Raw genomic sequence first — 22,439 nt, 5'->3', positions numbered from 1 at the left:
AAACTCAAACAGCGCCGTGCGCCTTCAGACGCACAAGGGACGCTGTAACGCTTTGAACTGCTGCATGGTTTTGTCCTAAAACCGGTTCCGATTTAAGGAAGCATGCAGTAACAACGGATGGCGAAGGATGCAAACGAAACCTTTCCGCATCGGCACGCGCGGCAGCCCGCTGGCGATGGCCCAGACGCATGAAACGCGCGATCGGCTCGCCGCCGCACATGGTCTGCCACCGGAAATGTTCGAGATCGTCATCCTTTCCACGAAGGGCGACCGGATCACCGACCGGTCGCTTGCGGAGATCGGCGGCAAGGGCCTGTTCACCGAAGAGCTCGAGCAGCAGCTTCTGTCGGGAGATCTCGACTTCGCCGTGCATTCGTCCAAGGACATGCCGACGAAGCTGCCCGAGGGGCTGTTCCTTTCCGCTTTCCTGCCGCGCGAGGACATCCGCGACGCCTTTGTCGGCCGCTCGGCCAAAAGGCTCGTCGATCTCCCGCAAGGCGCCACCGTCGGCTCGTCTTCGCTGCGCCGTCAGGCGCTGATCCGGCGGCTGCGGCCCGATATCGACGTGATCACCTATCGCGGACAGGTCGAGACACGCCTGCGCAAGCTTGCCGAAGGTCAGGTCGACGGCACGCTTCTGGCCTATGCCGGCCTAAGGCGGCTCGGCATGGAGCATGTGCCGACGGAGCTGCTTGATCCGGAAGAATTTCCGCCGGCGCCGGCCCAGGGCGCGATCTGCGTCGAGGCCCGCATCGGCGACGACCGTATCAACACGCTGCTTGCGGCAATCGACGATCCGCGCACACACGAGGCGGTTTCCTGCGAGCGCGGCTTCCTGGCGACACTCGACGGCTCATGCCGCACGCCGATCGCCGGCTACGCGCAATCGGACGGGACACATATCCGCTTTGCCGGCATGATCCTGACGCCCGACGGCACCACCTCCCACCAGATCGAAATCGACGGCAGAGCGGCAGACGCGGAAAGGCTTGGGCAGGAGGCCGGCGAGCGTATCCGCACCAAGGCCGGACCGGGTTTCTTCTCGAGCTGGAGCTGATCCGATGCGCGTGCTCGTGACTCGGCCACGCCCGGCCGCCGAAAGGACGGCGGCAAGGCTCAGCGCCATGGGTCACGAAGCGGTCATCCTGCCGCTTATGCAGGCGCAGCATCTCGCCGGCGCGGCCCGGGCAGCATTGAGTGAGCCCCACCAGGCGATCGCCGTCACCAGTGGGGAGGCGGTCCGCGTCCTCGGCGCGCTCGGACCGGCGCTTGAGCCACACCTTGCAACACCGCTCTTTGCAGTCGGCGAAGCGACGGCGCGCGCTGCGGGCGATCTCGGATTTACCGATATCCGCATCGGACCGGGAACCGGCGAGGGACTCGCCGAGACGGTGGCTGCCCTTCTCCCCCCCGGGGAAACGCTGGTCTATCTCGCCGGTTCACCGCGAACCGACGGTTTCGAACGGGCATTGCACCAACGGCGGATCGAGCACAGGACCGCCGAATGCTACCGGATGGCGCCGGTCCACTATCCTGCGGAGACGCTGCCCGGACTCCTCCGCGCGGGCCCCTTCGATGCGGTCATGCTCTATTCCCGCGAGAGCGCGCGGCGCCTGGACGCAGCATTGCGGGAGAGCGGGCTTGAACCCGCGGACCTCGCCTCGCGCTTTCTCTGCCTGAGCTGGCCGATAAGAGAGACCCTGCCGGACGGTCTACCCTGCGGGGTCGCGGCGGTGCCAGACGAGGAAAATCTCTTGCGGCTTCTTTGAGGCCAAATCAGCAAAGTCGGCGCCGGTTTTCCGCCTGCCTTCTGGACATTGCTCGGGTCATCTGGGGCATTTCCGTCAAAAAGCGCGGTCTGGGGCTTTCCCTCGTCATCCTCGCTGACTAGGTTTGCGTTTAGATCGGATGAGGAAGTGCGGAGCGTTCCTGCTGCAGATCCGCTCAGGCCTACACCGACAGGCAATGAAACGGTAAAGAGGTGACCATGGCATCGGAAAAGCCGCCGCGCCGCTCGAAACCCGGGAAAGAACCGCTGACGATCGATCTCGAGGCGGAGAAGACCGAACCTGCGGCGGCCGAGGCAGCGGCCGGCCCGGATGCGGCGAAGAGCAAGCCGGCGGATATTTCGACGAGCGAGGCGGCTGAAGCCGGCGAAGTAAGAACCGGCGAAGTCGAAAGCAACGAAGCCGGCATCGGCGAACCTCCTTTGCCGGCGGGCGATCCGCAAGAGGAAACTCCGCAAGAGGAAACAGAGACGGAGGAGGCACGCGCCGACGCGGCTGCGGCCGCCTTCGACGCGGAGCTTCCGCACGCGACCAACGGCGAACTGCCCGAGGCAAAGAGGAGACAGGCCACAGGCGCAGGTGCGCTTGCTGCCGGCATCCTCGGCGGTCTCATAGCGCTCGCCGGTGCCGGCGTGCTGCAATATGCCGGCTACGTTCCGGCGCCCGGACCGGAGCAGCCGGGCACCGAGCAGAACCTTGCGAGCGAGATCGAAGCGATCAAGGCGGAGCTTCAGGCACGGGCCCCGGCGGCGCCAGTGGACGTCGCCCCTTTGGAAAACCGCCTTGCGGCCCTGGAACAGGCGGCCCGAGAGCCCGGCGCGGCTGCGGCGGGCGCTCCCGAGGTCAAGGCACTCGAAGCCGAGGTCGCCAACCTGACGAATGAAATGGCCGCCCTGAAGACCGAGCTTGCCGAGGCTCGCCAGGCGGCGGACGCCGCCAGGGCGGAACTTGCCGGCCGTATCGACCAGGCGGAGCAGAAGCTCAACGAGCCTGCCAACGATATCGAGATGGCGAAAGCCGTTGCCGTCACCGCGCTGAAGACGGCGATCGATCGCGGCGGGCCGTTCCTCGCCGAACTCGACGCCTTGCGCAGCATCGCCCCCGAGGATCCGGCCGTCAAGGAACTGGCCGATGTCGCCGCGACAGGTGTCCCCACGCGGACGGAATTGAAGGAAAGTTTCCGGCCGGCGGCGGACGCGATGCTGGACGCGCTGCACCGGCCAGACCCCAATCAGGGCATTTTCGATCGCCTCGTTTCCAGCGCAATGTCGGGCATCCGCGTGCGGCCGGTCGGCAGCGTCGAAGGCGACACGCCGGAAGCGGTGATCGCCCGCATCGAAGACAAGCTCGATAACGGCGATCTCAAGGGCGCATCGCTCGAATGGGACAGCCTTCCCGAAGCCGCGAAATCCGCCGGCCAGGGGTTCAAGGAAAAGCTCGACCGGCGGCTTGGCGTCGAAACGGTGATCGATGCCGCCGTCGCCGGCACCATGATGCGCACGGGCAAGCAAGGTTAGCGGGAGAAAGAAGACTATATGATCCGGATACTGTTCTTCGTACTGCTCGTCCTTTGCCTGGCTCTCGGCTTTGCCTGGCTCGCGGATCGTCCGGGGGAATTGTCGCTGATCTGGCAGGGCCAACTCATCGAGATGAGCCTGATGCGCGCCGCCTCGATCCTGATCTCGCTCTTCGCTGCCGTTCTGATCGTCGTCTGGCTGCTTCGCACGATCTGGTTGTCGCCGCACACCGTCACGCGTTACTTTCGCTCCCGCAAGCGCGACCGCGGCTATCAGGCATTGTCGACCGGCCTGATCGCGGCCGGCGCGGGCGACGCCAATCTCGCCCGCAAGATGGCCGCGCGCACGCGAAACCTCATCAGCTCGGATCAGGAGCCGCTCATCCATCTGCTCGAAGCGCAGACGGCGCTGATCGAAGGCAAATACGACGACGCACGCAAAAAATTCGAGGCGATGGCGGACGACCCTGAGACGCGCGAACTCGGCCTGCGCGGGCTGTATCTCGAAGCCAAGCGGCTCGGCGCCAACGAGGCTGCGCGCCAATATGCCGAGCGCGCCTCCGAGAAAGCGCCGCACTTGCCGTGGGCGACCCTGGCAACGCTCGACCATCGCAGCCAGGCGCGCCAGTGGGACGAGGCAATCCGCCTGCTCGACCAGAGCCGCGCCGCCCATGTGCTCGAAAAGAACGAAGCGGACCGGAAAAAGGCCGTTCTTCTGACCGCACGGGCAATGGAAAGATTGGATGCAGACCCGAAATCCGCCCGGGACGACGCGCAGGCGGCGCTGAAGCTCGACGACCGCCTCGTGCCGGCGGCCCTCGTTGCCGCCAAAGCGCTCTTTCGCGAGGAAAATCTGCGCAAGGGTGCTTCGATCCTCGAGAGGATGTGGAAATTGGATCCGCATCCCGATATCGCGCGTCTCTATGTGCGGGCGCGCGGCGGGGACTCCGCCCTCGACCGGCTGAAGCGGGCGAAGAAGCTTGAATCGCTCCGCAGCAACAATGCCGTCGCACTGGCGACCGTCGCCGAGGCGGCGCTCGACGCGCGCGAACTTGCTCTTGCGCGCACAAAGGCAGAGGCCGCCGCCCGCCTCGAGCCGAGGGAGAGCATTTTTCTGCTGCTCGCGGACATCGAGGAGGCGGACACCGGCGACGAGGGCCGCATCCGTCACTGGATGGCACAGGCGCTGAAGAGCCCGCGCGATCCGGCCTGGACCGCCGACGGCGTCACCTCACCGGTCTGGCTGCCGGTCTCCCCGGTCAGCGGCCGCCTCGACGCCTTCGAGTGGAAGGCTCCGCCGTCGCAGATCGCGGCGGCAACGGAGGACGGGCATCTGAACCCCGACCAGGCAATTCGCAGCCTCCCGCCAGTCGCGACCGTGCCCCGCCCGGTCGAGGAACCGGCTCCTGAACGGACGGCCGAGGCTGCCCCGACAGCCGAGCGCGATCAAACCGAGCGAGAACGGGCCGAGCGAGAACGGGCCGAGCGAGAACGGGCCGAGCGAGAACGAGTTGAGCGAGAACGGGTTGAGCGAGAACGGGCCGGGCCGGAGAAGGCGATCAGCGTTCCCGACCGGAAGGAACCGGCCGCATCGCCCGCAAAGGGCAAGGATGCCGAGGAGGCACCGGATCCCTTTTTCGGCCGCCCCCCCGACGATCCGGGCGTGCGCGAGCCGGCGGCGGCGGAACGGACCACCACCAACTTCCGTCTTTTCTGAACCCAGACATCTCCTTAGGCTGCAGGCGATAGTGCATGTTTGAACGTTTTCGCGCATTTCTGGAAGGAATGACGGGCTCGGCGCGGATTGAAGCGGGGGACCCGCGCGTGGCGGTGATCGGCCTCTGCTTCCAGGTCATGGAAGCGGACGGCGCGGTCCGCAGCTCCGAGCGCCGCAAGATGCGCAAGCTCATCAAGGAGCATTACAAGCTCGACGATGCCGCTCTCAATGCCCTGGTCGCGGCCGGCGAGAGCGCCGAAAGCGAAGCGATCGACTTCTACCAGTTCACGTCGGACATAAAGCGGCACCTGCCCGAGGAGCAACGCATCGAGCTCGTCGGCATGCTGTGGGAAATCGTTTACGCCGACGGTGCGCGCAGCGAGATGGAAGACCACGTGATCTGGCGGATTGCCGACCTCCTCGGCGTTTCCGGGCGTGACCGGGTCTTGAAACGCCAAGAAGCAGCGGCCAAGATCGACATGGTGGAGGAGAACGAGGCGCAACAGGAAAGTTGACGATGCCGCCAGAGGCCCCAGGCACCAAGAGAGACGCCAAAAGACCCATCCTCATCGTGCTCCATCAGGAGCGCTCGAGCGCCGGCCGCGTCGGCCACATTCTCGAGCGGAAGGGCTTTTCGCTCGACATCCGCCGCCCCGCGCTCGGCGACGAGCTGCCGCCGACGCTGGAAGCGCATTCGGGGACGATCATTTTCGGCGGACCGATGAGTGCCAATGACGAGGAGGAGTTCGTCCGGCGCGAAATCGACTGGCTGTCCGTGCCGCTTCTGGAAAACAAGCCCTATCTCGGAATCTGTCTCGGGGCGCAGATGCTGGCCCGCAATCTCGGCGGCAGGGTCGAAGCCCATCACGAAGGCATGACCGAGATCGGCTGGTATCCCTTGAGAGCCACGCAGGCCGGCAAGGCGCTGATGGACTGGCCGGCGATGGTCTATCACTTCCACCGCGAAGGCTTCGACCTGCCGAAGGGCGCCGAATTGCTGGCAACCGGCGACACCTACCCGAACCAGGCCTTCCGCTACGGCGAGAACGCCTGGGGCATCCAGTTCCACGGCGAGCTGACGCGGGCGATGATGCATCGCTGGGTGGTGCACGGTGCCCATCGCTTCGAGCTCCCCGGTGCCCAACTGGGCAAAGCGCATCTGGAGGGCCGCATGCTGCACGACCATCCCTTGCGGACATGGATGGAGAATTTCCTGGAGCTGATTTTCATGAATGGTGAAAGCGGGGAGGAATTCCGGAAGAGCTTGCAGTCGTGAGTTGCGAATGCCCCTAACCCTCTCCCCGCAAGCGGGGCGAGGGGACGAGTTTGCCGCTTCCTTCTTCAACATCCCGCGATTCGGGGCGAGCGGGCGCGTCTTGTCCCTTCTCCCCGCCTGCGGGGAGAAGGTCGCGGCAGCGGGATGAGGGGCGGCCTCCAGTTCAGATGCTCACCCCCTCCGCTGCTTCTCCGGTACATCCAGCGTATCGATCCTGCGCAATTGCGGAAAGCCGAGTGCCCAGAGGAGCGACACGAGAAGCGTGCCTGCGCCGCCGAAGACGACCGCGAAAACCGTGCCGAAGCCGGACGCCATCATGCCGGCGCGGAACTCGCCGAGTTCGTTGGAAGCACCGACGAATACCATGTTGACGGCGTTCACGCGGCCGCGCAGCTCATCCGGGGTCCAGAGCGTGATCAGGATCTCGCGCACATAGACCGAGATCATGTCGGAAGCGCCCATGATGACGAGCGCGGCGATCGATATCCATGGCGTCGCCGACAGGCCGAAAACGACCGTTGCGAGGCCGAAGAGGGCGACGCCGACGAACATATAGAGACCGGCCCGATTGCGGATCGGGTGGGCGGCCAGCCACACCGCCATGCCGACGGCACCGACACCGGGTGCGGCCCGCAGGAGGCCGAGGCCCCACGGCCCGAGCGTCAGGACGTCCCGCGCGAAGACCGGCATGAGCGCGACGGCGCCGCCGAGCAGCACGGCGAAGAGATCGAGCGAGATCGCCCCCAGCACGATCTTCTCGGCCTTGATGTAGCGGAACCCTGCGGTGATCGTCTGCCAGTTTGCGGCCGACGGCGGCGAGCGCCTTGCGGGCTTCGGCACGGCGAAGACCATCAGGGCGCCGGCAGCGAAGAAGCCGAGGCTGACCGCATAGGGCACGGTCGGGCCGAATCCGTACAGAAGCCCGCCAGCCACCGGGCCGACGATCATCGCCGTCTGCCACGAGGTCGAATTCCACGCGATCGCATTGGGCAGATCTTCCGCAGGCACCAGATTGGGCGCCAGCGACTGTGAAGCGGGGCCCAAGAAAGCCCGCTCTATGCCGAACACGACAAGGATCGCGTAAACCGGCCAGGGTGAAAACAGTCCCGTCACCGTCAAAAGGAGAAGTGCTGCGCCGCAGAGCGTGCTGACCAGCATGCAGATGCCCATGATCGCCCGGCGATTGTAGCGGTCCGCCACGCTGCCCGTCACGAGAATGAGAACGAGGGAGGGCAGGAACTGGAAGAGGCCGATGAGACCGAGCGAGAAAGGATCGCGCGTCAGATCGTAGATCTGCCAGCCGACCGCCACGGACATGATCTGGACGGCGAAATAGGCGAGCAGGCGGGAGAAGAAATAACGCCGGTATCCGACATGCCTGAAGGCGGCGAAACGGTGCGCGGCATGGACGGCCGACATGCTGGAATGCTCCTGCTTGCAGGCTCCTGATATCGTCGCCGACCGAGCAGCGGGAGCGTGCAGAAACTGAAATCCTGCAACGATCCTTGCGCATCGGAAAAACCGCTGAGCACTGCAGGGAAGGGAAGAATGGCGCGCTCCGTGCCATTAAACATGATCACGCGAGGCAGGCCGGCGTACTTGCTCGTTTAGTTCCTAATGTCTACATGTCTGTCAACAACGAATTGGAGACCGGCATGCTTGCTGTCATCGGCACTTTGAATTTCATCATCAACATTGCGTGGTTCCTGATCATCGCCTCGGCCATCTTCTCCTGGCTCTATGCGTTCAACGTGATCAACGTGAACAATCAGGCGATCAACATGATCGGCCGCTCGCTCTATCAGTTGACCGAGCCGCTCTACCGGCCGATCCGCCGCGTGCTGCCCGACATGGGCGGCGTCGACCTTTCGCCGCTCGTCGTGCTGGTGATCCTCTATTTCATCCAGCTCTTCCTGAACACCACCATCGCTCCGGCGCTGCTGCGTTAGAGCGGGAATGAGGAAAGTGTGTGCGGTTTCGCCCGTGCAGGCCGACTCCACCTAAAATCATCGTGATCTAGACTAAAGCGCAAAAAACCTCCGGATCGAGGCCGAGCCGGAGGTTTTCATGTCTCAGTAAAACAGCGAAACGATTATTTCTTCGTCTTGGCGCGCTCGACCGCTTCCCGGATCAGCTGCTTGGCCATGCTGGCATCCTTCCAGCCGAAGATCTTCACCCACTTGCCGGGCTCCAGATCCTTGTAGTGCTCGAAGAAGTGCTCGATCTGCTTGAGGGTGATTTCCGGCAGGTCGGTGTAATCGTGCACCTTGTCGTAGCGCTTGGTCAGATGGGCGGAGGGGACCGCGATGATCTTTTCGTCCTGACCGGAATTGTCTTCCATCATCATCACGCCGATCGGGCGGACATTGATGACGCAGCCCGGAACCAGCGGACGGGTATTGCAGATCAGCACGTCGATCGGATCGCCGTCGTCGGAAAGCGTGTGCGGCACGAAGCCGTAATTGCCCGGATAGGTCATCGGCGTGTAGAGGAAGCGATCGACCACCAGCGTGCCGGCCTCCTTGTCCATTTCGTACTTGATCGGATGCCCGCCGACCGGGACTTCCACGATTACATTGACATCTTCCGGTGGATTCTTTCCGATGGAAATCGCGTCGATCCGCATGAGCACCTCCAGGGGTCGTTTGAAAAGTCGTCCCGTCGGATAAAGGGAAACATGCCGCGATGCAACATGACTTTGGTTCCGGGCGGGCGGATTTGCTGTAGGCACGCCGCGCGGCCAAAAAGGGGCAGGGCTGATATTTATCTTCGCAGGAGAGACAATGCGCCCGAAACTTCGCTATTTTCTTTCCGCCGCCCTGATCTCGGCGCCTGCACTTGCCAATGACAGCGCCTACACAGACGCCAGCCGCGACAAGTGCCGGCTCCTGCGCGAGTGGGAAGGCGCCTCGTCGCAGATGCTTTGTCCCGGCATAGGCGACTATCCCGTCCATTTCATCGAGAGCGATATGCGCCAGAGCTTCTTCTTCGGCCATGCCAGGCAAAGCTATCTGGAGAACGGCTTCGAGAGTTTCGGTCCCTTCAACCATGCCGAAACGACCGTCGAATGGCGCCTCGACGCCAACGGGAAGCCGGTCGCCGCCATCCTGCGCTGGATCATCGAGAACCCGGATCCCCAGACGGACAGGAGCACCAAGGCGTTCGAGGGACAGGTTCTGGTGATCTCGAAGGTCGCGCAGAAGGAGGACGGCGACGGCTGCGTCATCGGCTATGTCGACGCGCTCGCCAATGCCGATGCGAACACGCTGGCGCGCAGGATAGCCGACGAAAGAGCCGCAAGCTTCCGCTGCGGCACGGACCAGGCATCCTATCACGGAAACCGCGGCGAGAAGGCGGGCGAACCCATGCACTTCCTGCCTAAATGAGGCTCTGCGAGACGCCCGGACCGATGACGGCGTCTTGCGGCACTCCTCAACTCCAGACGAAGCCGACCTTCTTCAGGTGCTTCTCGCCGAAATCCTCCATGCCTTCGGCAATGTCGCGACCGCCCGCCGAATGGAAGAAATTATAGGCATTCGCACTGTCTTCCAGGCACCAGACGACGAGCCCTTCGCAGCCGAGCGATTTCAGAAGGCTCTTTGCTTCGCCGAAGAGGACACGCCCGAGGCCGATGCCCTGATATTCGGGCCTGAGATATATCTCGTAGATTTCGCCTTCCTGCGGCAGCGCCCGCGCCCGGCTCAGGCCCAGCGTCGCATAGCCGGCTATCGTGCCGGCGACGTCGACGACGAGAAGGGTCGCCGGTCCGCGCGTGGCCTTGCGCCACCAGGTCTCGTCGCGGCGATTGACCATTCGGACAAGGGGGCGGTGCGGAATGATGCCGCCATAGGCCTGCAACCAGGAAACGCGATGCACGTCGGCGATTGCCGCCGCCTCATGCGGCTCCCCAGGCCGAACCTCGATCGAAACAGTCTTCATGACTTGCGACTCTAATCACACGACGCGGCGGACAGGAATCCCGCCGGGCTGTCGCGCGGCGTTAACCCACAGGCAACTTTAACGGCACCTGCCCCAAGGTTAACGCCTTTTTAACTTTATCCGCAAGCCGCCCGCGAAAGGCACACACAGCAAAAACCCCGGATCGCTCCGGGGGTTTGTAGATCGACGAAATCAGAAGGTTGGACTTGCCCCTCTCCTCGGCTTTAACCCGAGGACTAGCCCGCTCGCGGGGAGAGCGGACGGAGGCGGCGCGGCATACCCCTTCTCCCCGCATGCGGGGAGAAGGTCGCGGCAGCGGGATGAGGGGCTCGCTTTTAGCCCCTTAAGCAGCGCCGGCCGTCCGCGACTTCTCGAAGCGCTTGCGCTCGTTCGGATCGAGATACATCTTGCGAAGCCGGATCGACTTCGGCGTGACCTCGACCAGTTCGTCGTCCTGGATCCATGACAGCGCCCGGTCGAGCGTCATGCGGATCGGCGGCGTCAGCTTTACCGCCTCGTCCTTGCCGGACGCGCGCATGTTGGTGAGCTTCTTGCCCTTGAGGACGTTGACTTCCAGATCGTTGTCGCGCGTGTGGATGCCGATGATCATGCCCGCATAGACCTTTTCGCCGGCGTCGATGATCATCGGGCCGCGATCTTCGAGGTTGAACATCGCATAGGCCACGGATTCGCCGGCGTCGTTCGAGAGCAGAACACCGTTCACGCGGCCGCCGATCTCACCCTTATAGGGCTGGTAGTCGTGGAACAGGCGGTTCATGATCGCCGTGCCGCGCGTATCGGTCAGAAGCTCCGACTGATAGCCGATGAGACCGCGGGTCGGCGCGAAGAACACCAGCCGGACGCGGTTGCCGCCGGAGGGACGAAGCTCGGCCATTTCGGCCTTGCGTTCGGACATTTTCTGGACGACGACGCCCGAATGCTCCTCGTCGACGTCGATGACGACCTCTTCGATCGGCTCCAGGAGCTGTCCGTTCTCATCCTTGTGCATGACCACGCGCGGACGCGAGACGGCGAGCTCGAAGCCTTCGCGGCGCATCGTTTCGATCAGAACCGCGAGCTGCAGTTCGCCGCGGCCGGACACGTAGAACGAGTCCTTCTCGGAGGATTCCTCGATCTTCAATGCGACGTTGCCCTCGGCTTCCTTGAACAGACGGTCGCGGATGACGCGCGAAGTGACCTTGTCGCCTTCGGTGCCGGCGAGCGGGGAATCGTTGACGAGGAAGGACATGGTGACGGTCGGCGGATCGATCGGCTGCGCCTTCAGCGGCTCGTTGATGGCCGGATCACAGAACGTGTCGGCGACGGTGCCCTTGGAGAGGCCGGCGATCGCCACGATGTCGCCCGCATGGGCTTCCTCGATCGGCTGACGCTCGATGCCGCGGAATGCAAGAATCTTGGAGATGCGCCCGGACTCGAGCACCTTGCCGTCCTGCCCGAGGACCTTGACCGCCTGATTCGGCTTGATCGAACCGGAATGAATGCGCCCGGTGATGATGCGGCCGAGGAAGGGATTGGCCTCGAGAATGGTGCCGATCATCCGGAACGGACCTTCGCCGACGCTCGGCTCCGGAACGTGATCGAGAACGAGATCGAGGAGCGGTGCCAGGCCCTGATCCTGCGGACCTTCCGGCGCGACGTTCATCCAGCCGTTACGGCCGGAACCGTAGAGAATCGGGAAGTCGAGCTGCTCATCGGTCGCATCGAGCGCCGCGAAGAGATCGAATACCTCGTTGATGACTTCCTCGTGACGGGCATCGGGTCGGTCGATCTTGTTGATCGCCACGATCGGCCGAAGACCGACCTTGAGCGCCTTGCCGACGACGAATTTCGTCTGCGGCATCGGGCCTTCGGCGGCGTCGACCAGAACGATGGCGCCGTCCACCATCGACAGAATACGCTCGACTTCACCGCCGAAATCGGCGTGGCCGGGGGTGTCGACGATATTGATGCGCGTACCCTTCCACTCGACCGAAGTCGCCTTGGCGAGGATGGTGATGCCGCGTTCCTTTTCCAGTTCGTTGGAATCCATCATGCGCTCGGCGACGCGCTGGTTTTCGCGGAAGGAGCCCGACTGCTTCAGAAGTTCGTCGACGAGCGTGGTTTTCCCATGGTCGACGTGCGCGATGATCGCGATGTTACGAATGCTCATTTTTTGTCTCGGAAAGTTCGTGGGCACGCGCGACGAGGCAGGTACCGCTTTTCAGTTGCCGCGCTCATACAGGTTTTTTCCCGGAAGCGAAAGGGGGCCGGCGCGCAGGGCTGACCTGCGTGAGGCGCCGCCGGCTCAAGCGGAAACCGCCGGATCGAGGGTTACCCGCCAGAGTTCCTGATCCTGCCGGTCCATCAGCCGCACCGTCATCTGCCGCGTCTGGCCGCTGATATCGACGATGCCGAAGAATTGAAGGTCCGCCGACGGCGGCAGGTTGCTGTCGATTCCTCCGCCGGACGCCTTCATGAAGCGAACCTCGGGGCCGAAGGTCATGTCGAGCTCCTTCGGCCCGTAGGTGCCGGAATGAAGCGGCCCGGAGACGAACTCCCAGAACGGCGAGAAGTCCTTGAAGGCGGCCCGCGAGGGATCGTAGTGATGCGCCGCCGTGTAATGCACGTCCGCCGTCAGCCAGACGAGGTTCTCGATCGCATTGTCGCGGACGAAGCGCAGGAGATCCGCAAATTCGCTCTCGCGCCCCTTCGGCGCGCCATGGTCGCCGTCGGCGATGGCATCCGATCCGCGCCTTGCCGAATAGTCGTCCCAGACGATGAGGCCGACCGGCATGTCGCAGGCGATCACCTTCCAGGTGGCGCTGGACGCCGCAAGCTCGCGCTTCAGCCAGTCCGCCTGCCGCCAGCCGAAGAGGCCGCCACCCCCCTCTTCCTGGTTGGGGCCGCGATAGGAGCGCAGATCCACGAAGAAGACGTCGAGCAGCGGACCATAGGCGATCTTGCGGAAAATGCGGCCGGGCTCCGTCGGCAGCGTGCGGATCGCCGTCATCTCGTGAAACGCGCGGGCCGCGCGGGCGGCATAGACGGCGACATCCTTCTCCGGATAGCGCGGGTCGTCGCTGAGATCGGTCGAGGCCGACCAGTTGTTCAGGACCTCGTGGTCGTCCCACTGATAGAAGGTGGGACATTCGGCATGGAGCCTCCGCACATGCTCGTCGAGCAGGTTGTATTTCCACTGGCCGCGATATTCCTCGAGCGTCCGCGCGACGTCTCGCTTCTCGGGCGTGACGATCCGGTTCTTCCACATGCCGCCGTCGCGCAGCTTGATCTCGTCGGGGATAGGATTGTCGGCATAGATCGTGTCGCCGGAATGGATGAAGAAATCCGGCTCGTGCAGCCGCATGGTCGAATAGGTCTTCATGCCGACCTCGTCGATGCCCCAGCCCTGCCCCGCCGTGTCGCCGGACCAGACGAAGCGCACGGAGCGGCGGCGCAAGGGAGCCGTCCGGAAGCGCCCGACGACCGGTTCGGAGACGCGATTGGCGTCGTAGAGATCGGTCGCGATGAAGCGATAGAAGATGTCCTGGTCCGGCAGCAGACTGTCGAGCCGGCACTTGACGGCGCAGTCGGTCAGCGGCGTCGCATCGATATCGGCAAGCCTGACGGCATTCGAAAAGCTTTCCGTGGTCGAATACTCGACGGAAACGCGCGCCGGCCGATCGACCCGCGTCCAGATCATCCCCGAGCCCGTATCGACGTCGCCGGACTGTACCCCATGGGCGAATTCCGGCCGTCCGTAGCCGCGCGCGTAGAACGGCGTGGCGAGACCGGAAGAAGCGACAAGACCGGCGGCGCCGGCGGAGAAGAGGAAAGAACGCCTGGTGAGGGTGTTTCGAAGAGCGGCCAATCCCTGCCTCCGGTTCCGTTTCGCGAATCGTCGGTTCTCGCGAGCGGACCATTGGCGAGCCAGATGTCAGCGGCTTTACAGGCGGATGAAACTATTCGGACGGTTTGGCGACAGTTCTGTGAAGGGGGCTGCCTGCCGGCGGATAAGGGGCAATCCCTAATGCAGGAACCCGTAGTGATGGCGTATGTGCCGATTGAAATAGTTGCCGGCGGAATCCGCATGCAGCAGTTCCTCGTAAACCTCTTCCGGAACGTCGAGGTAATGATAGGGCCTGCGGTTGCCGAGGAACCAGACGCTCAACGTCCGGCGCGGTACATCGTATCTGACCTCATGGATCGCGGAGGAGTCGAGGATTGCGGAGGATCGTAGAATTCGCATCGGCGTCTTCCCGATTGCTTGTCCCTATCGCCCCCTATTGTACATCAATCGTGCGATCCTTTAAATATTGGAGCGCTTCCAAGGACTTCCTTCCGGACTTGGCCCGCAATTCACGAGGTCCTTCCTTGCCCCCGTCAGATACGCCCGCCCGCGACCGCCTCGAAACCGTTCTCGCCCGCCTCGACGGGCGGCGGAACGGTGAACGCGTTTTTGTGAAGCTCTATCCCGAGACAGCCCGCGCGGAAGCGGACGCTGCCGACGGGAGGCGGCGCGAGGGCAAAAGCCTCGGGCCCCTCGACGGGCGGATCGTCTCCATCAAGGACCTCTTCGACATCGCGGGCGAGCCGACGCTTGCGGGCTCCATCATCCGCCGCGCGGCGCCTCCGGCAACAGCGGACGCGGCGATCGTCCGGCGCCTTCGCGCGGCCGGCGCCGTCATCATCGGCAAGTCTCACATGACGGAATTCGCCTTTACCGCCGTCGGCCTCAATCCGCATTACCCGGTGCCCGGCAACGCTATCGACCCGAGCCTCATTCCCGGCGGTTCCTCCTCGGGCGCCGCCGTCTCGGCGGCGGAGGGCACGAGCGAGATCGCCATCGGCTCCGACAGCGGCGGCTCGGTGCGCATTCCGGCCGCCCTGCAGGGCCTCGTCGGCTTCAAGCCCACCGCCCGCCGCATATCTCTGGAAGGCGCCTTTCCCCTGTCCCCCAGCCTCGATTCGATCGGCCCGCTTGCGCGCACGGTCGCCGGTTGCGCGGCCGCCGACGCGGTCATGGCCGGCGATACGCCGAGACCGCTCGAGCCCATGCCGCTCGCCGGCCTTAAACTCGGCATCCCCGAAGGCGCTCTTCTCGAAGGGCTTGCGCCGGAAATTGCGGCGGCTTTCGAAAGAAGCCTGCAAGCGTTCTCCCGCGCGGGTGCGAAACTCGCCGCATGCGGGATCGACGATCTCCTCGCCCGCTTCGCCGAGGCAACCGCGATCGGTTCGCTTGCTGGCCTCGAGGCAAGCCGTGTGCACGCGGACTGGCTCCTGGACGACAATGCGCCGGTCGACATCCGCGTAAGATCCACATTGCGCCGCCGGCTCACGGTCCCCGACGCCGCGATCGAGGACCTGCTGCGGACGCGGCAAGAGCTCATGCGCGCCATGGACGAGCGGCTGGCACCCTTCGATCTCACGCTGCTGCCGACCACACCCATCCCCGCCGTCAGCATCGCCTCGGTCGAGGAGGACAGGGCCGAATACCGCCGCGTGGAGGACCTGCTGCTGCGCAACACCCAGGTCGCCAACCAGTTCGACCTGACCGCAATAAGCCTGCCGATGGCAGGCACGAGCCGGCCGGCGGGGCTGATGCTGATGGGCCGGCACGGCGCGGACGCGATGCTGCTTGGTGCTGCGGCCGCAATGGAGGATCTGCTGAAGAACGGGTGAACGGCTTCGCGTTCCCTCGCGCCGGATGGCCGTTCGAGGGACAGGCTTTACCGGCAATGCCTCAATGCATCGACCGGCTCGGCCATTCCTCTTTGAGAATCCGGAACGCGTCTTCGAGCGCAGCGACCAGCACGTCGGTCAGCTCGCCGCCGTCATTGTTCATGAGGTACAGGGCCACGGTCGCATCCTGCGGGTCGCTGTAGCGCTCAAAATCGTCAGACATCGAATCGTCCTTCCTTCGCCGCATTCATTACGGCTGTCCGGCGACGTTAGAAAGGCTGACTTGTGCAGAACTGGAGCGAGACCGGCTTTCAAACGAAGGGGCAGCGGACACCGGATATTTCGCTCGCCCCCGGCGCGCTGGAGCGCTTCCAGGAAAGTGTGTAACGGTTTTCCGTCCGAAACTGCGTTGGATCCGTTAGAGCATTTCAGTGTTTCTATGAAACGTTGAAATGCTCTAGACCGCCCGGGAGAGTCACAAGCGGAGCCAAGATGGCGAAGAAAACCAAAGGCGACGACGCCCCCGACCTGCACCGCCTCAAGGCCGAATTTCCGGAAATCCACGCCGCCCTCGCCGCCGGCAAGATCCCGTCGCTGCGCCAGGCGCTGGTCCTCGCCGGCCTGAAGCCGGAGCGCAGCCGGCTGGAGAAGCTCAAGAACTCCTGGGCGAAGGCAAACGATGCCGAACGCGAAAGCTCCCTCGCCTGGCTCAAAACCAAAGGCACGCTGCCCGCGCCCGCCGCCGCCCCGCCCGATGCCGGCCCGCAGCCCGCCGAAACCCCGATCGCCAGCGGCCGCTACCTGCTTCCCTCGGCAATCGCCGAGATCAGAACGATAATGGCCCGGCGCCGGCTGAAACCTGACGACGTGATGGCCGAACTGGGCTTCCCACCCGACGGCCGCCCGCTTGCCCGGGCGCTGACGCGCAACGCCAGCTTGAGGCTGTCGGTGATCGCGGGGTTGGGGGTGTGGCTCAGGAGGAATGCGGGGGAGTGATGCGGCCCTTCCAGACTGACGTCAAGATGGCGCCAGCATCCGGCAGCGGCGCTGCGACGATGACTTCCAGGTCTGCGGCGGATAACAACCGTGTCGAGAAGCAGTTGTTGCGAGACTCCCCGAGCTAGCGGGTCGTCGCCATCATGATCTCCAAAGGGATGTTGTCGATCACGCGTAGGCCGCCTGGGGAAAAGCCTAGGATTATCCCGGCACGCAGACATTAACTGCTCGTAACGCTTGACGCCCGCCATCCTTGTCATCAAGCGCCAGTTGTAGTTTCATGAACGGGCTGAGGGGCTACGTATGCGTAAGACACTTCGTTCTGCCGTCATGGGCGTTTTCGCCATACTGCTTGTTGCGGCCGCGACTGAATCGTTTGCCGAAGATCAGACATTCGGCCCGTTCCTAGTCGACAGCACAAAACCAGAACTCATCACGCTGAACGGCTTGCTTGATGCGGGCTCAGCGCTGAACTTCCGGCGTGCGCTCCAGGCTGCTCCGAATGCCAAGCTGATCACACTTAATAGCCCCGGTGGCGACGTGCAGATGGGGCTGCTGATCGCCGACGATATCCATCAGCGAAAACTCGCAACGTATATCCCCAAAGAAAGTAAATGCTATTCAGCATGTTCCTTCGTCTTCCTGGCCGGTAAAGAGCGCAAAGTCGACGGAGAGCTCGGTGTTCATCAGTTATCTTCAGACTCCCCGAACCTCGTCGGCGCGCAGCTCGCAATCTCGGACATCATCGAAGTTCTGAATCGCTTCGACACGCCGATGGACGTGATGCACGTCATGCTCAAGACGCCGCCTGACGACATGCATGTGTTCAGCCAGGACGAGATCACCCGATATGGCCTAAATCGGTCTGGAGACAATAAGACACCGACCGTCGTCAACGTTCCCGCAACCTCGAGCGGCGGCGCGGCAAGTGCGGATCAATTGTCCACCAAGGCGATGCCAGGGGTGTCCACGTCCGACTCGACGACATCTAGTTCTCTGCAGGCAGGTCTTAGTCCTCAGACGAAGTTGTCCCCTATCGAGGAGTTCACAAAGCGCCCGAATAGGATCGCAATCTACACCGGCCTGGATCTTTTCGGTGACGATATCTCGTCGATCCGAGTCGACGACGCGGCGGCGTGCGCAAAAGGCTGTCTACTGATGAACGGGCAGTGCAAGGCCTTTACCTTCAACACCGATCCAAAAATCCGGAAGGGGCCGAACTGTTTCCTAAAGGCGAGCGCTGGCAGGGCCGACGGCAATAGCGTGGCGTTCTCCGGTCGCTTTCTCAGCGGCGCCGATCCCGATCCACCGACATTCACCCTGGGAACCATTGATCCGCAAAGTGCTCTCTTCAACGACGTCGATTTGCCTGGTGGTGATCTTTCGCGATATCCGCACCGGTCGGCGAGAACGCCTCTCGATTGCAGACTGGCCTGCGTAGATGAGGCGCAATGCGTTGCCTTTACCTACATCAAGGCAAAAAAGGAGTGCTGGCTTAAAGCAGCGATCGGAAAACCAATGTTTGGAAGAAACATGGTCAGCGGGCTTAAGACGCTCGAAACATTTTCACCAGCACGAGTCTTGAGCCTTGATTGAGGAATGAAGTGAATTCCGACCGCCCTACCCTCACCCAGGTTCAGATTATCCAGTCACTCGCTGAAGCCCTCTCCTGGTTCGAAAAGGAGGTAAGTTGGGGAGTAAGTCCAGGCGAACTCAATCATTTGACCGGACGTATCGGCGAGCTCTACGCCGCGATGATCACGCGCGGGCAGATGGCGCTCGATACAAATCAGCACGGATACGACGTCGTTTCAGCGTCTAATGAGCGAGTTTCAGTCAAGACGGTCACGACCTCCAACCACGTCAGTTTCAATCAGAACACTTTCCACCACGTTGATCGCATCATGGTGCTCCGGGTAAACGTCGATGATGAGAAGGGTGTCTCGGTCGAGGAACTGCTCGACATCCCGGCGAATGACGGACAGACGCTCATGCGATCCCGAAACGGCAAGTTTATCTATTCGATCGTTCGGGGGAATCGGGAAGAGCGGCCAGTCGAAGATTTGGAAATCACCGCTCGTGCCGCCTACGCCGACCTCGAGATCGTTCAATACGAAAGCGGCGCGATACGTATTCGTCGCCACGGGGAAGTGCAGGCGGGCGTAGTCAAGGAGGTGTTGCGACCAATAGCAACCGAGGTGGGTGTGGATCTGTTCAACTCGAAGGGTGGATTGAAGAACACCCAGCAGCTTGGAACGGATGTCATTCGTGCGCTGAACGCCAGGAGCAGCCCGGCGACCACTATGACCAGCCCGGCCAGCGCGCTTTGAGCTTGCGATCGTCGCCACCGTCACGAATAGCGAGGGAATTCTATGCGCTTCTCAGAGTTGCAAAATCTCATACTGGTCATGGAGCCGCCGGAGAAACGGCTGGCCAAAGCCGAGGGTGGCGTCGAGCATCATATGAGCGAAGCTGCCGTGATGCTCGCATTTGCGATGCACTTATTCAAACACGGCGCTCAAAAGGTATCCATCCACCCAGATGGCGAACACGGTAAACGGTTCGAGATCCAAGCTTGGCTGGCGACACACGGCTTCACGTGGCGGGAAGGCTGGGGAACGACAAGCTACGCTGGTCGGTATCTGAACGGCAACTTGGTGGTTGAGGTCCATGTGAAGCCGGGCCAGGGCGATGTCGTTGCCACGATCGGAGGTCACCCGATTGTTGCCGAATGCAAGGGCGGCATCGTCAATACAAGACACGCGGGACAGGTCTCTCGTCTGCGGAAAGGACTGCACGAGGCGGCCGGTCAACTTCTCACTAGATCAGGGGTAGGTGAGGTCAACATTGCAGTGGCGCCATTGACAAACACAACGCGCGATCTCGCGATCAAGATGGCACCCCGAGCGAATCGGGCCGGCATTAACATCGCGCTCGTTTCAGCGACCGGAGCCGTGGAATACTGCGGCGCAGACCCGTTTAGTGCCGAGGTCGTGGCCCTGCGATGAAAGATGCCGACAAGTTGCCGCGATTCAGGTCGACTTGAGCCGCCTTCCGCATCCGAAGATGTTGAGGTTTATGGCGGAGAGGGGGGGATTCGAACCCCCGATGGGCTTGCACCCATGCCGCATTTCGAGTGCGGTGCATTCAACCACTCTGCCACCTCTCCGCGGGGCCGGTTGGCGCTGTTCAAGCGCGGCCGGTTCATAGCGGCAGTTTCTGCCGCTGGCAAGGGCTTCCGATAAGAATATCTGCGATATGGTGGCTTTCGCCTTGACAAGCAAGGGCCGTTCCCGTAATCCGCGCCATGAGGTGGTGTGGGCTTAGCCTCCGCCGCGCCGGGTAAGTGTTGTGCCCGTTCACTGGCGAAGGTCGAGGATTTCCGAGGCGCTTCGCTCCACGTTAGCGACTGACAAAAAGACGGCCTTGTCTTCGGGCAAAGAGCCGGACCGAACATGAAAGGACAAAATATGTTCGCAGTCATCAAGACCGGCGGTAAGCAGTACCGCGTGGCGGCCAATGACGTCATTACCATCGAAAAGCTGGAAGGCGTTGCTGGCGACAAGATCGAATTCACCGAGATCCTGATGGTCGGCGTCGGCGCCGATGCCACCATCGGTGCTCCGTTTGTCGAAGGTGCCGTCGTCAGCGCCGAAGTTGTGGACCAGGGCCGCGCCAAGAAGGTCATCGCCTTCAAGAAGCGCCGCCGCCAGAACTCCAAGCGCTCGCGCGGCCATCGCCAGCATCAGACGATCGTCCGTATCCTGGACATCGCTGCCGCCGGCGGCAAGGCGAAGAAGGCTTCGAAGAAGACCGAAGCCGCCGCTGAAGCTGCAAACTGAGTTCCGGGATCGAAGGTTTAAAGGAGAACACCAATGGCACACAAGAAAGCTGGCGGTTCGTCGCGTAACGGTCGCGATTCCGAGTCCAAGCGCCTTGGCGTGAAGAAGTTCGGCGGCGAAGCCGTCATTCCAGGCAACATCATCGTGCGCCAGCGCGGCACGAAGTGGCATGCCGGCGCCAATGTAGGCCTCGGCAAGGACCATACGATTTTTGCGCTTACGACGGGCAATGTGGACTTCCGCAAGAAGGCCAACGGCCGAGTCTACGTGTCTGTAATGCCGAAAGCCGAAGCAGCGGAATAAGCCGGTAGCGCTCTAAAACAGCCGGCGTCTCATCGACCCGGCTGACGCACCGCAAGGTTCAAAAGCCAGACTTCAAAGGGGAGATGGGGCGATACCCAACTCCCCTTTTCGCATGTCTGGAGGAAGAACCATGCAAACCGAGCTCGTCAGGGAAGACCAATCCCGGTCTCCCGAACAAAGGCTGAGGCCTCAGCGGTCAAGGACCGATTGCCCGATATTGTTATCGCCCAGGCTCGTTTTGCGCGCGCCCCATGAAGACGATATCGACGCCCTTGCCCATCTTGCCAACAATGCCAACATCGCCACCATGGTCTCGCGCATGCCGCACCCCTATACGACGGCGGATGCGGCCGATTTCGTGCGACGCGCAAAAGCCGGCACGATTGGCAAGTGCGTCTACGCGATCACGAAAGCGGACAATGGGGCATTCCTCGGCTGCTGCGGTGTCGAGCCGCACGCCGACGAAAGGACCGTCGAGCTCGGCTATTGGCTGGGCGAGCCCTACTGGAACCAGGGCTATGCGACCGAGGCGGCACAGACCCTGACCGACATGGCCTTCCGCACCCGCGACATCGACCAGATCGATGCGCGCTGCCGGGTCATGAACATCGCGTCGCGCCGGGTCATCCAGAAGTGCGGCTTCCAGTTCCAGGGTTCCGGCATGGTCGGCAGCCTGGCGCTCGGCGGCATGGTCCCGGTCGAATGGTACAGGCTCGACCGCAAGACCTGGGTCTCCTTAAGAAGCTGGGGAGGTGTCCGATGAACGCACCGGTCACGGAGCGCGCCCGGGCCGTCGCCCGCCCCGGCCCCGGCCCGGCTCCGGTCATCGAAACGGAACGGCTGCGGCTGCGGCCGCACCGGCTTTCCGATGCGGCGGCCATCGCCGAGTCGCTCGGCGACTTCCAGGTGGCGCGGATGCTTTCGCGCGTTCCGGCGCCCTACCACCACCAGGATGCGCTCGACTGGCTCAACCGCCAGACGGCCGATATGCTGCCGGACTGGACGCTCGCCATCACCACCCCGGGCGACGACGTCCATATCGGCTGCATCGGCATCGAGCTCCGGCACGGCCAATGGCATGTCGGCTACTGGCTGAACCGGTTCTACTGGGGCAAGGGGCTGGCGAGCGAGGCGGTCCATGCCGCGGTCGAACGCTTCTTCCGCCGCATGCCGGAAACGGTGCTGCATTCGGGCGTCTTCGCCGACAATCCGGCCTCGCTCAAGGTGCAGGAGAAGCTCGGCTTCCGGATAACCGGCTGCAGCCAGATCTATGCGCTCGCCCGCAATGCGATGGTCGCGCATATCGAAACCCGGCTTGCGGCCGAGGACCTGCGCCGCCCGGACTGAACGGATACGGAACCCCGCCAGTACCGCTCCTGGCGGG

The 22,439-nt window shown here is 63.0% G+C and carries 24 protein-coding genes and 1 tRNA gene; 17 read left to right on the top strand and 8 right to left on the bottom strand.

Annotated features, from left to right (window positions below):
• The first annotated feature begins 127 nt into the window (after window positions 1–127).
• The 6 genes from hemC to M1D43_RS14540 all read left to right on the top strand — a co-directional run bounded on the left by hemC (window position 128) and on the right by M1D43_RS14540 (window position 6,296).
• Window positions 128–1,057 (top strand): hydroxymethylbilane synthase, encoded by a 930-nt coding sequence (gene hemC, locus M1D43_RS14565; RefSeq protein WP_153313634.1) that lies wholly within the window; start codon window positions 128–130, stop codon window positions 1,055–1,057.
• Between the two features lie 4 nt (window positions 1,058–1,061).
• Window positions 1,062–1,769, top strand: coding sequence for a uroporphyrinogen-III synthase (locus M1D43_RS14560; RefSeq protein WP_153313635.1), 708 nt, complete (start codon window positions 1,062–1,064; stop codon window positions 1,767–1,769).
• 218 nt (window positions 1,770–1,987) lie between these two features.
• Window positions 1,988–3,304, top strand: a complete 1,317-nt coding sequence (locus M1D43_RS14555) for a COG4223 family protein (protein ID WP_153313636.1) — start codon at window positions 1,988–1,990, stop codon at window positions 3,302–3,304.
• 18 nt (window positions 3,305–3,322) lie between these two features.
• Window positions 3,323–5,020, top strand: coding sequence for a heme biosynthesis protein HemY (locus M1D43_RS14550; protein WP_153313637.1), 1,698 nt, complete (start codon window positions 3,323–3,325; stop codon window positions 5,018–5,020).
• Window positions 5,021–5,055: 35 nt separating this feature from the next.
• The gene (locus M1D43_RS14545; protein WP_027992438.1) at window positions 5,056–5,535 is read left to right on the top strand and encodes a tellurite resistance TerB family protein; all 480 of its coding nucleotides are present in this window, start codon (window positions 5,056–5,058) and stop codon (window positions 5,533–5,535) included.
• A gap of 2 nt (window positions 5,536–5,537) precedes the next feature.
• Complete coding sequence (locus tag M1D43_RS14540) at window positions 5,538–6,296, top strand: glutamine amidotransferase (RefSeq protein WP_107608514.1); 759 nt, start codon at window positions 5,538–5,540, stop codon at window positions 6,294–6,296.
• A gap of 171 nt (window positions 6,297–6,467) precedes the next feature.
• Here M1D43_RS14540 and M1D43_RS14535 read toward each other — a convergent pair whose 3' ends face one another.
• Window positions 6,468–7,715 carry an MFS transporter gene (locus M1D43_RS14535; RefSeq protein WP_153313638.1) on the bottom strand — a complete coding sequence of 416 codons (1,248 nt, stop codon included), beginning with the start codon at window positions 7,713–7,715 and terminating at the stop codon, window positions 6,468–6,470.
• A 236-nt stretch (window positions 7,716–7,951) separates the two neighbouring features.
• Between M1D43_RS14535 and M1D43_RS14530 the strand changes: the two genes are divergently transcribed.
• Entirely contained in the window at window positions 7,952–8,245 is a 294-nt protein-coding gene (locus tag M1D43_RS14530) for a YggT family protein (RefSeq protein ID WP_003531184.1), read from the top strand.
• 143 nt (window positions 8,246–8,388) lie between these two features.
• Here the strand turns inward: M1D43_RS14530 and ppa are convergent, their stop codons facing one another.
• Window positions 8,389–8,922, bottom strand: a complete 534-nt coding sequence (gene ppa / locus M1D43_RS14525; RefSeq protein ID WP_003531185.1) for an inorganic diphosphatase — start codon at window positions 8,920–8,922, stop codon at window positions 8,389–8,391.
• Window positions 8,923–9,079: 157 nt separating this feature from the next.
• Here ppa and M1D43_RS14520 point away from each other — a divergent pair, with 157 nt between their 5' ends.
• Window positions 9,080–9,682 carry a hypothetical protein gene (locus M1D43_RS14520; RefSeq protein ID WP_003531186.1) on the top strand — a complete coding sequence of 201 codons (603 nt, stop codon included), beginning with the start codon at window positions 9,080–9,082 and terminating at the stop codon, window positions 9,680–9,682.
• 46 nt (window positions 9,683–9,728) lie between these two features.
• Here the strand turns inward: M1D43_RS14520 and M1D43_RS14515 are convergent, their stop codons facing one another.
• The 4 genes from M1D43_RS14515 to M1D43_RS14500 all read right to left on the bottom strand — a co-directional run bounded on the left by M1D43_RS14515 (window position 9,729) and on the right by M1D43_RS14500 (window position 14,481).
• A complete protein-coding gene (locus M1D43_RS14515; RefSeq protein ID WP_003531187.1) occupies window positions 9,729–10,235 on the bottom strand; it encodes a GNAT family N-acetyltransferase in 507 nt (168 codons plus the stop codon).
• 343 nt (window positions 10,236–10,578) lie between these two features.
• Window positions 10,579–12,405, bottom strand: coding sequence for a translational GTPase TypA (typA, locus tag M1D43_RS14510; protein ID WP_010970399.1), 1,827 nt, complete (start codon window positions 12,403–12,405; stop codon window positions 10,579–10,581).
• Window positions 12,406–12,540: 135 nt separating this feature from the next.
• A complete protein-coding gene (locus tag M1D43_RS14505) occupies window positions 12,541–14,103 on the bottom strand; it encodes an alkaline phosphatase D family protein (RefSeq protein WP_153313639.1) in 1,563 nt (520 codons plus the stop codon).
• A 156-nt stretch (window positions 14,104–14,259) separates the two neighbouring features.
• Window positions 14,260–14,481 carry a KTSC domain-containing protein gene (locus M1D43_RS14500; protein WP_003531190.1) on the bottom strand — a complete coding sequence of 74 codons (222 nt, stop codon included), beginning with the start codon at window positions 14,479–14,481 and terminating at the stop codon, window positions 14,260–14,262.
• A gap of 125 nt (window positions 14,482–14,606) precedes the next feature.
• Between M1D43_RS14500 and M1D43_RS14495 the strand changes: the two genes are divergently transcribed.
• Window positions 14,607–15,914, top strand: coding sequence for an amidase (locus tag M1D43_RS14495; protein ID WP_027992443.1), 1,308 nt, complete (start codon window positions 14,607–14,609; stop codon window positions 15,912–15,914).
• Between the two features lie 61 nt (window positions 15,915–15,975).
• On the opposite strand, the gene M1D43_RS14490 is transcribed toward M1D43_RS14495, so the two are convergent.
• Entirely contained in the window at window positions 15,976–16,137 is a 162-nt protein-coding gene (locus tag M1D43_RS14490) for a hypothetical protein (RefSeq protein ID WP_153313640.1), read from the bottom strand.
• Between the two features lie 269 nt (window positions 16,138–16,406).
• On the opposite strand from M1D43_RS14490, the gene M1D43_RS14485 reads away from it, so the two are divergent.
• The 4 genes from M1D43_RS14485 (at window position 16,407) to M1D43_RS14470 (ending at window position 19,918) form a co-directional block, all read left to right on the top strand.
• Entirely contained in the window at window positions 16,407–16,910 is a 504-nt protein-coding gene (locus M1D43_RS14485; protein ID WP_153313641.1) for a hypothetical protein, read from the top strand.
• Between the two features lie 303 nt (window positions 16,911–17,213).
• Complete coding sequence (locus tag M1D43_RS14480) at window positions 17,214–18,506, top strand: PAN domain-containing protein (protein ID WP_234889467.1); 1,293 nt, start codon at window positions 17,214–17,216, stop codon at window positions 18,504–18,506.
• Between the two features lie 8 nt (window positions 18,507–18,514).
• Window positions 18,515–19,240, top strand: coding sequence for a DUF6998 domain-containing protein (locus M1D43_RS14475; protein ID WP_234889468.1), 726 nt, complete (start codon window positions 18,515–18,517; stop codon window positions 19,238–19,240).
• Window positions 19,241–19,282: 42 nt separating this feature from the next.
• Window positions 19,283–19,918, top strand: a complete 636-nt coding sequence (locus tag M1D43_RS14470) for a hypothetical protein (protein WP_153313643.1) — start codon at window positions 19,283–19,285, stop codon at window positions 19,916–19,918.
• A gap of 71 nt (window positions 19,919–19,989) precedes the next feature.
• On the opposite strand, the gene M1D43_RS14465 is transcribed toward M1D43_RS14470, so the two are convergent.
• A tRNA-Ser gene (locus tag M1D43_RS14465) sits at window positions 19,990–20,079 on the bottom strand.
• 301 nt (window positions 20,080–20,380) lie between these two features.
• Here M1D43_RS14465 and rplU point away from each other — a divergent pair.
• The 4 genes from rplU to M1D43_RS14445 all read left to right on the top strand — a co-directional run bounded on the left by rplU (window position 20,381) and on the right by M1D43_RS14445 (window position 22,402).
• Window positions 20,381–20,752, top strand: a complete 372-nt coding sequence (gene rplU / locus M1D43_RS14460) for a 50S ribosomal protein L21 (protein ID WP_003531204.1) — start codon at window positions 20,381–20,383, stop codon at window positions 20,750–20,752.
• Window positions 20,753–20,785: 33 nt separating this feature from the next.
• The gene (rpmA, locus tag M1D43_RS14455; protein WP_003531206.1) at window positions 20,786–21,055 is read left to right on the top strand and encodes a 50S ribosomal protein L27; all 270 of its coding nucleotides are present in this window, start codon (window positions 20,786–20,788) and stop codon (window positions 21,053–21,055) included.
• Window positions 21,056–21,185: 130 nt separating this feature from the next.
• Complete coding sequence (locus tag M1D43_RS14450) at window positions 21,186–21,818, top strand: GNAT family N-acetyltransferase (protein WP_003531222.1); 633 nt, start codon at window positions 21,186–21,188, stop codon at window positions 21,816–21,818.
• A complete protein-coding gene (locus tag M1D43_RS14445) occupies window positions 21,815–22,402 on the top strand; it encodes a GNAT family N-acetyltransferase (RefSeq protein WP_027992459.1) in 588 nt (195 codons plus the stop codon). Before M1D43_RS14450 ends, M1D43_RS14445 begins: the two co-directional genes overlap by 4 nt.
• The last annotated feature ends 37 nt before the right edge of the window (window positions 22,403–22,439 follow it).

The organism is Ensifer sp. R1-3, assembly GCF_056739175.1.
This window is presented reverse-complemented; position numbering and strand designations above follow the sequence as displayed.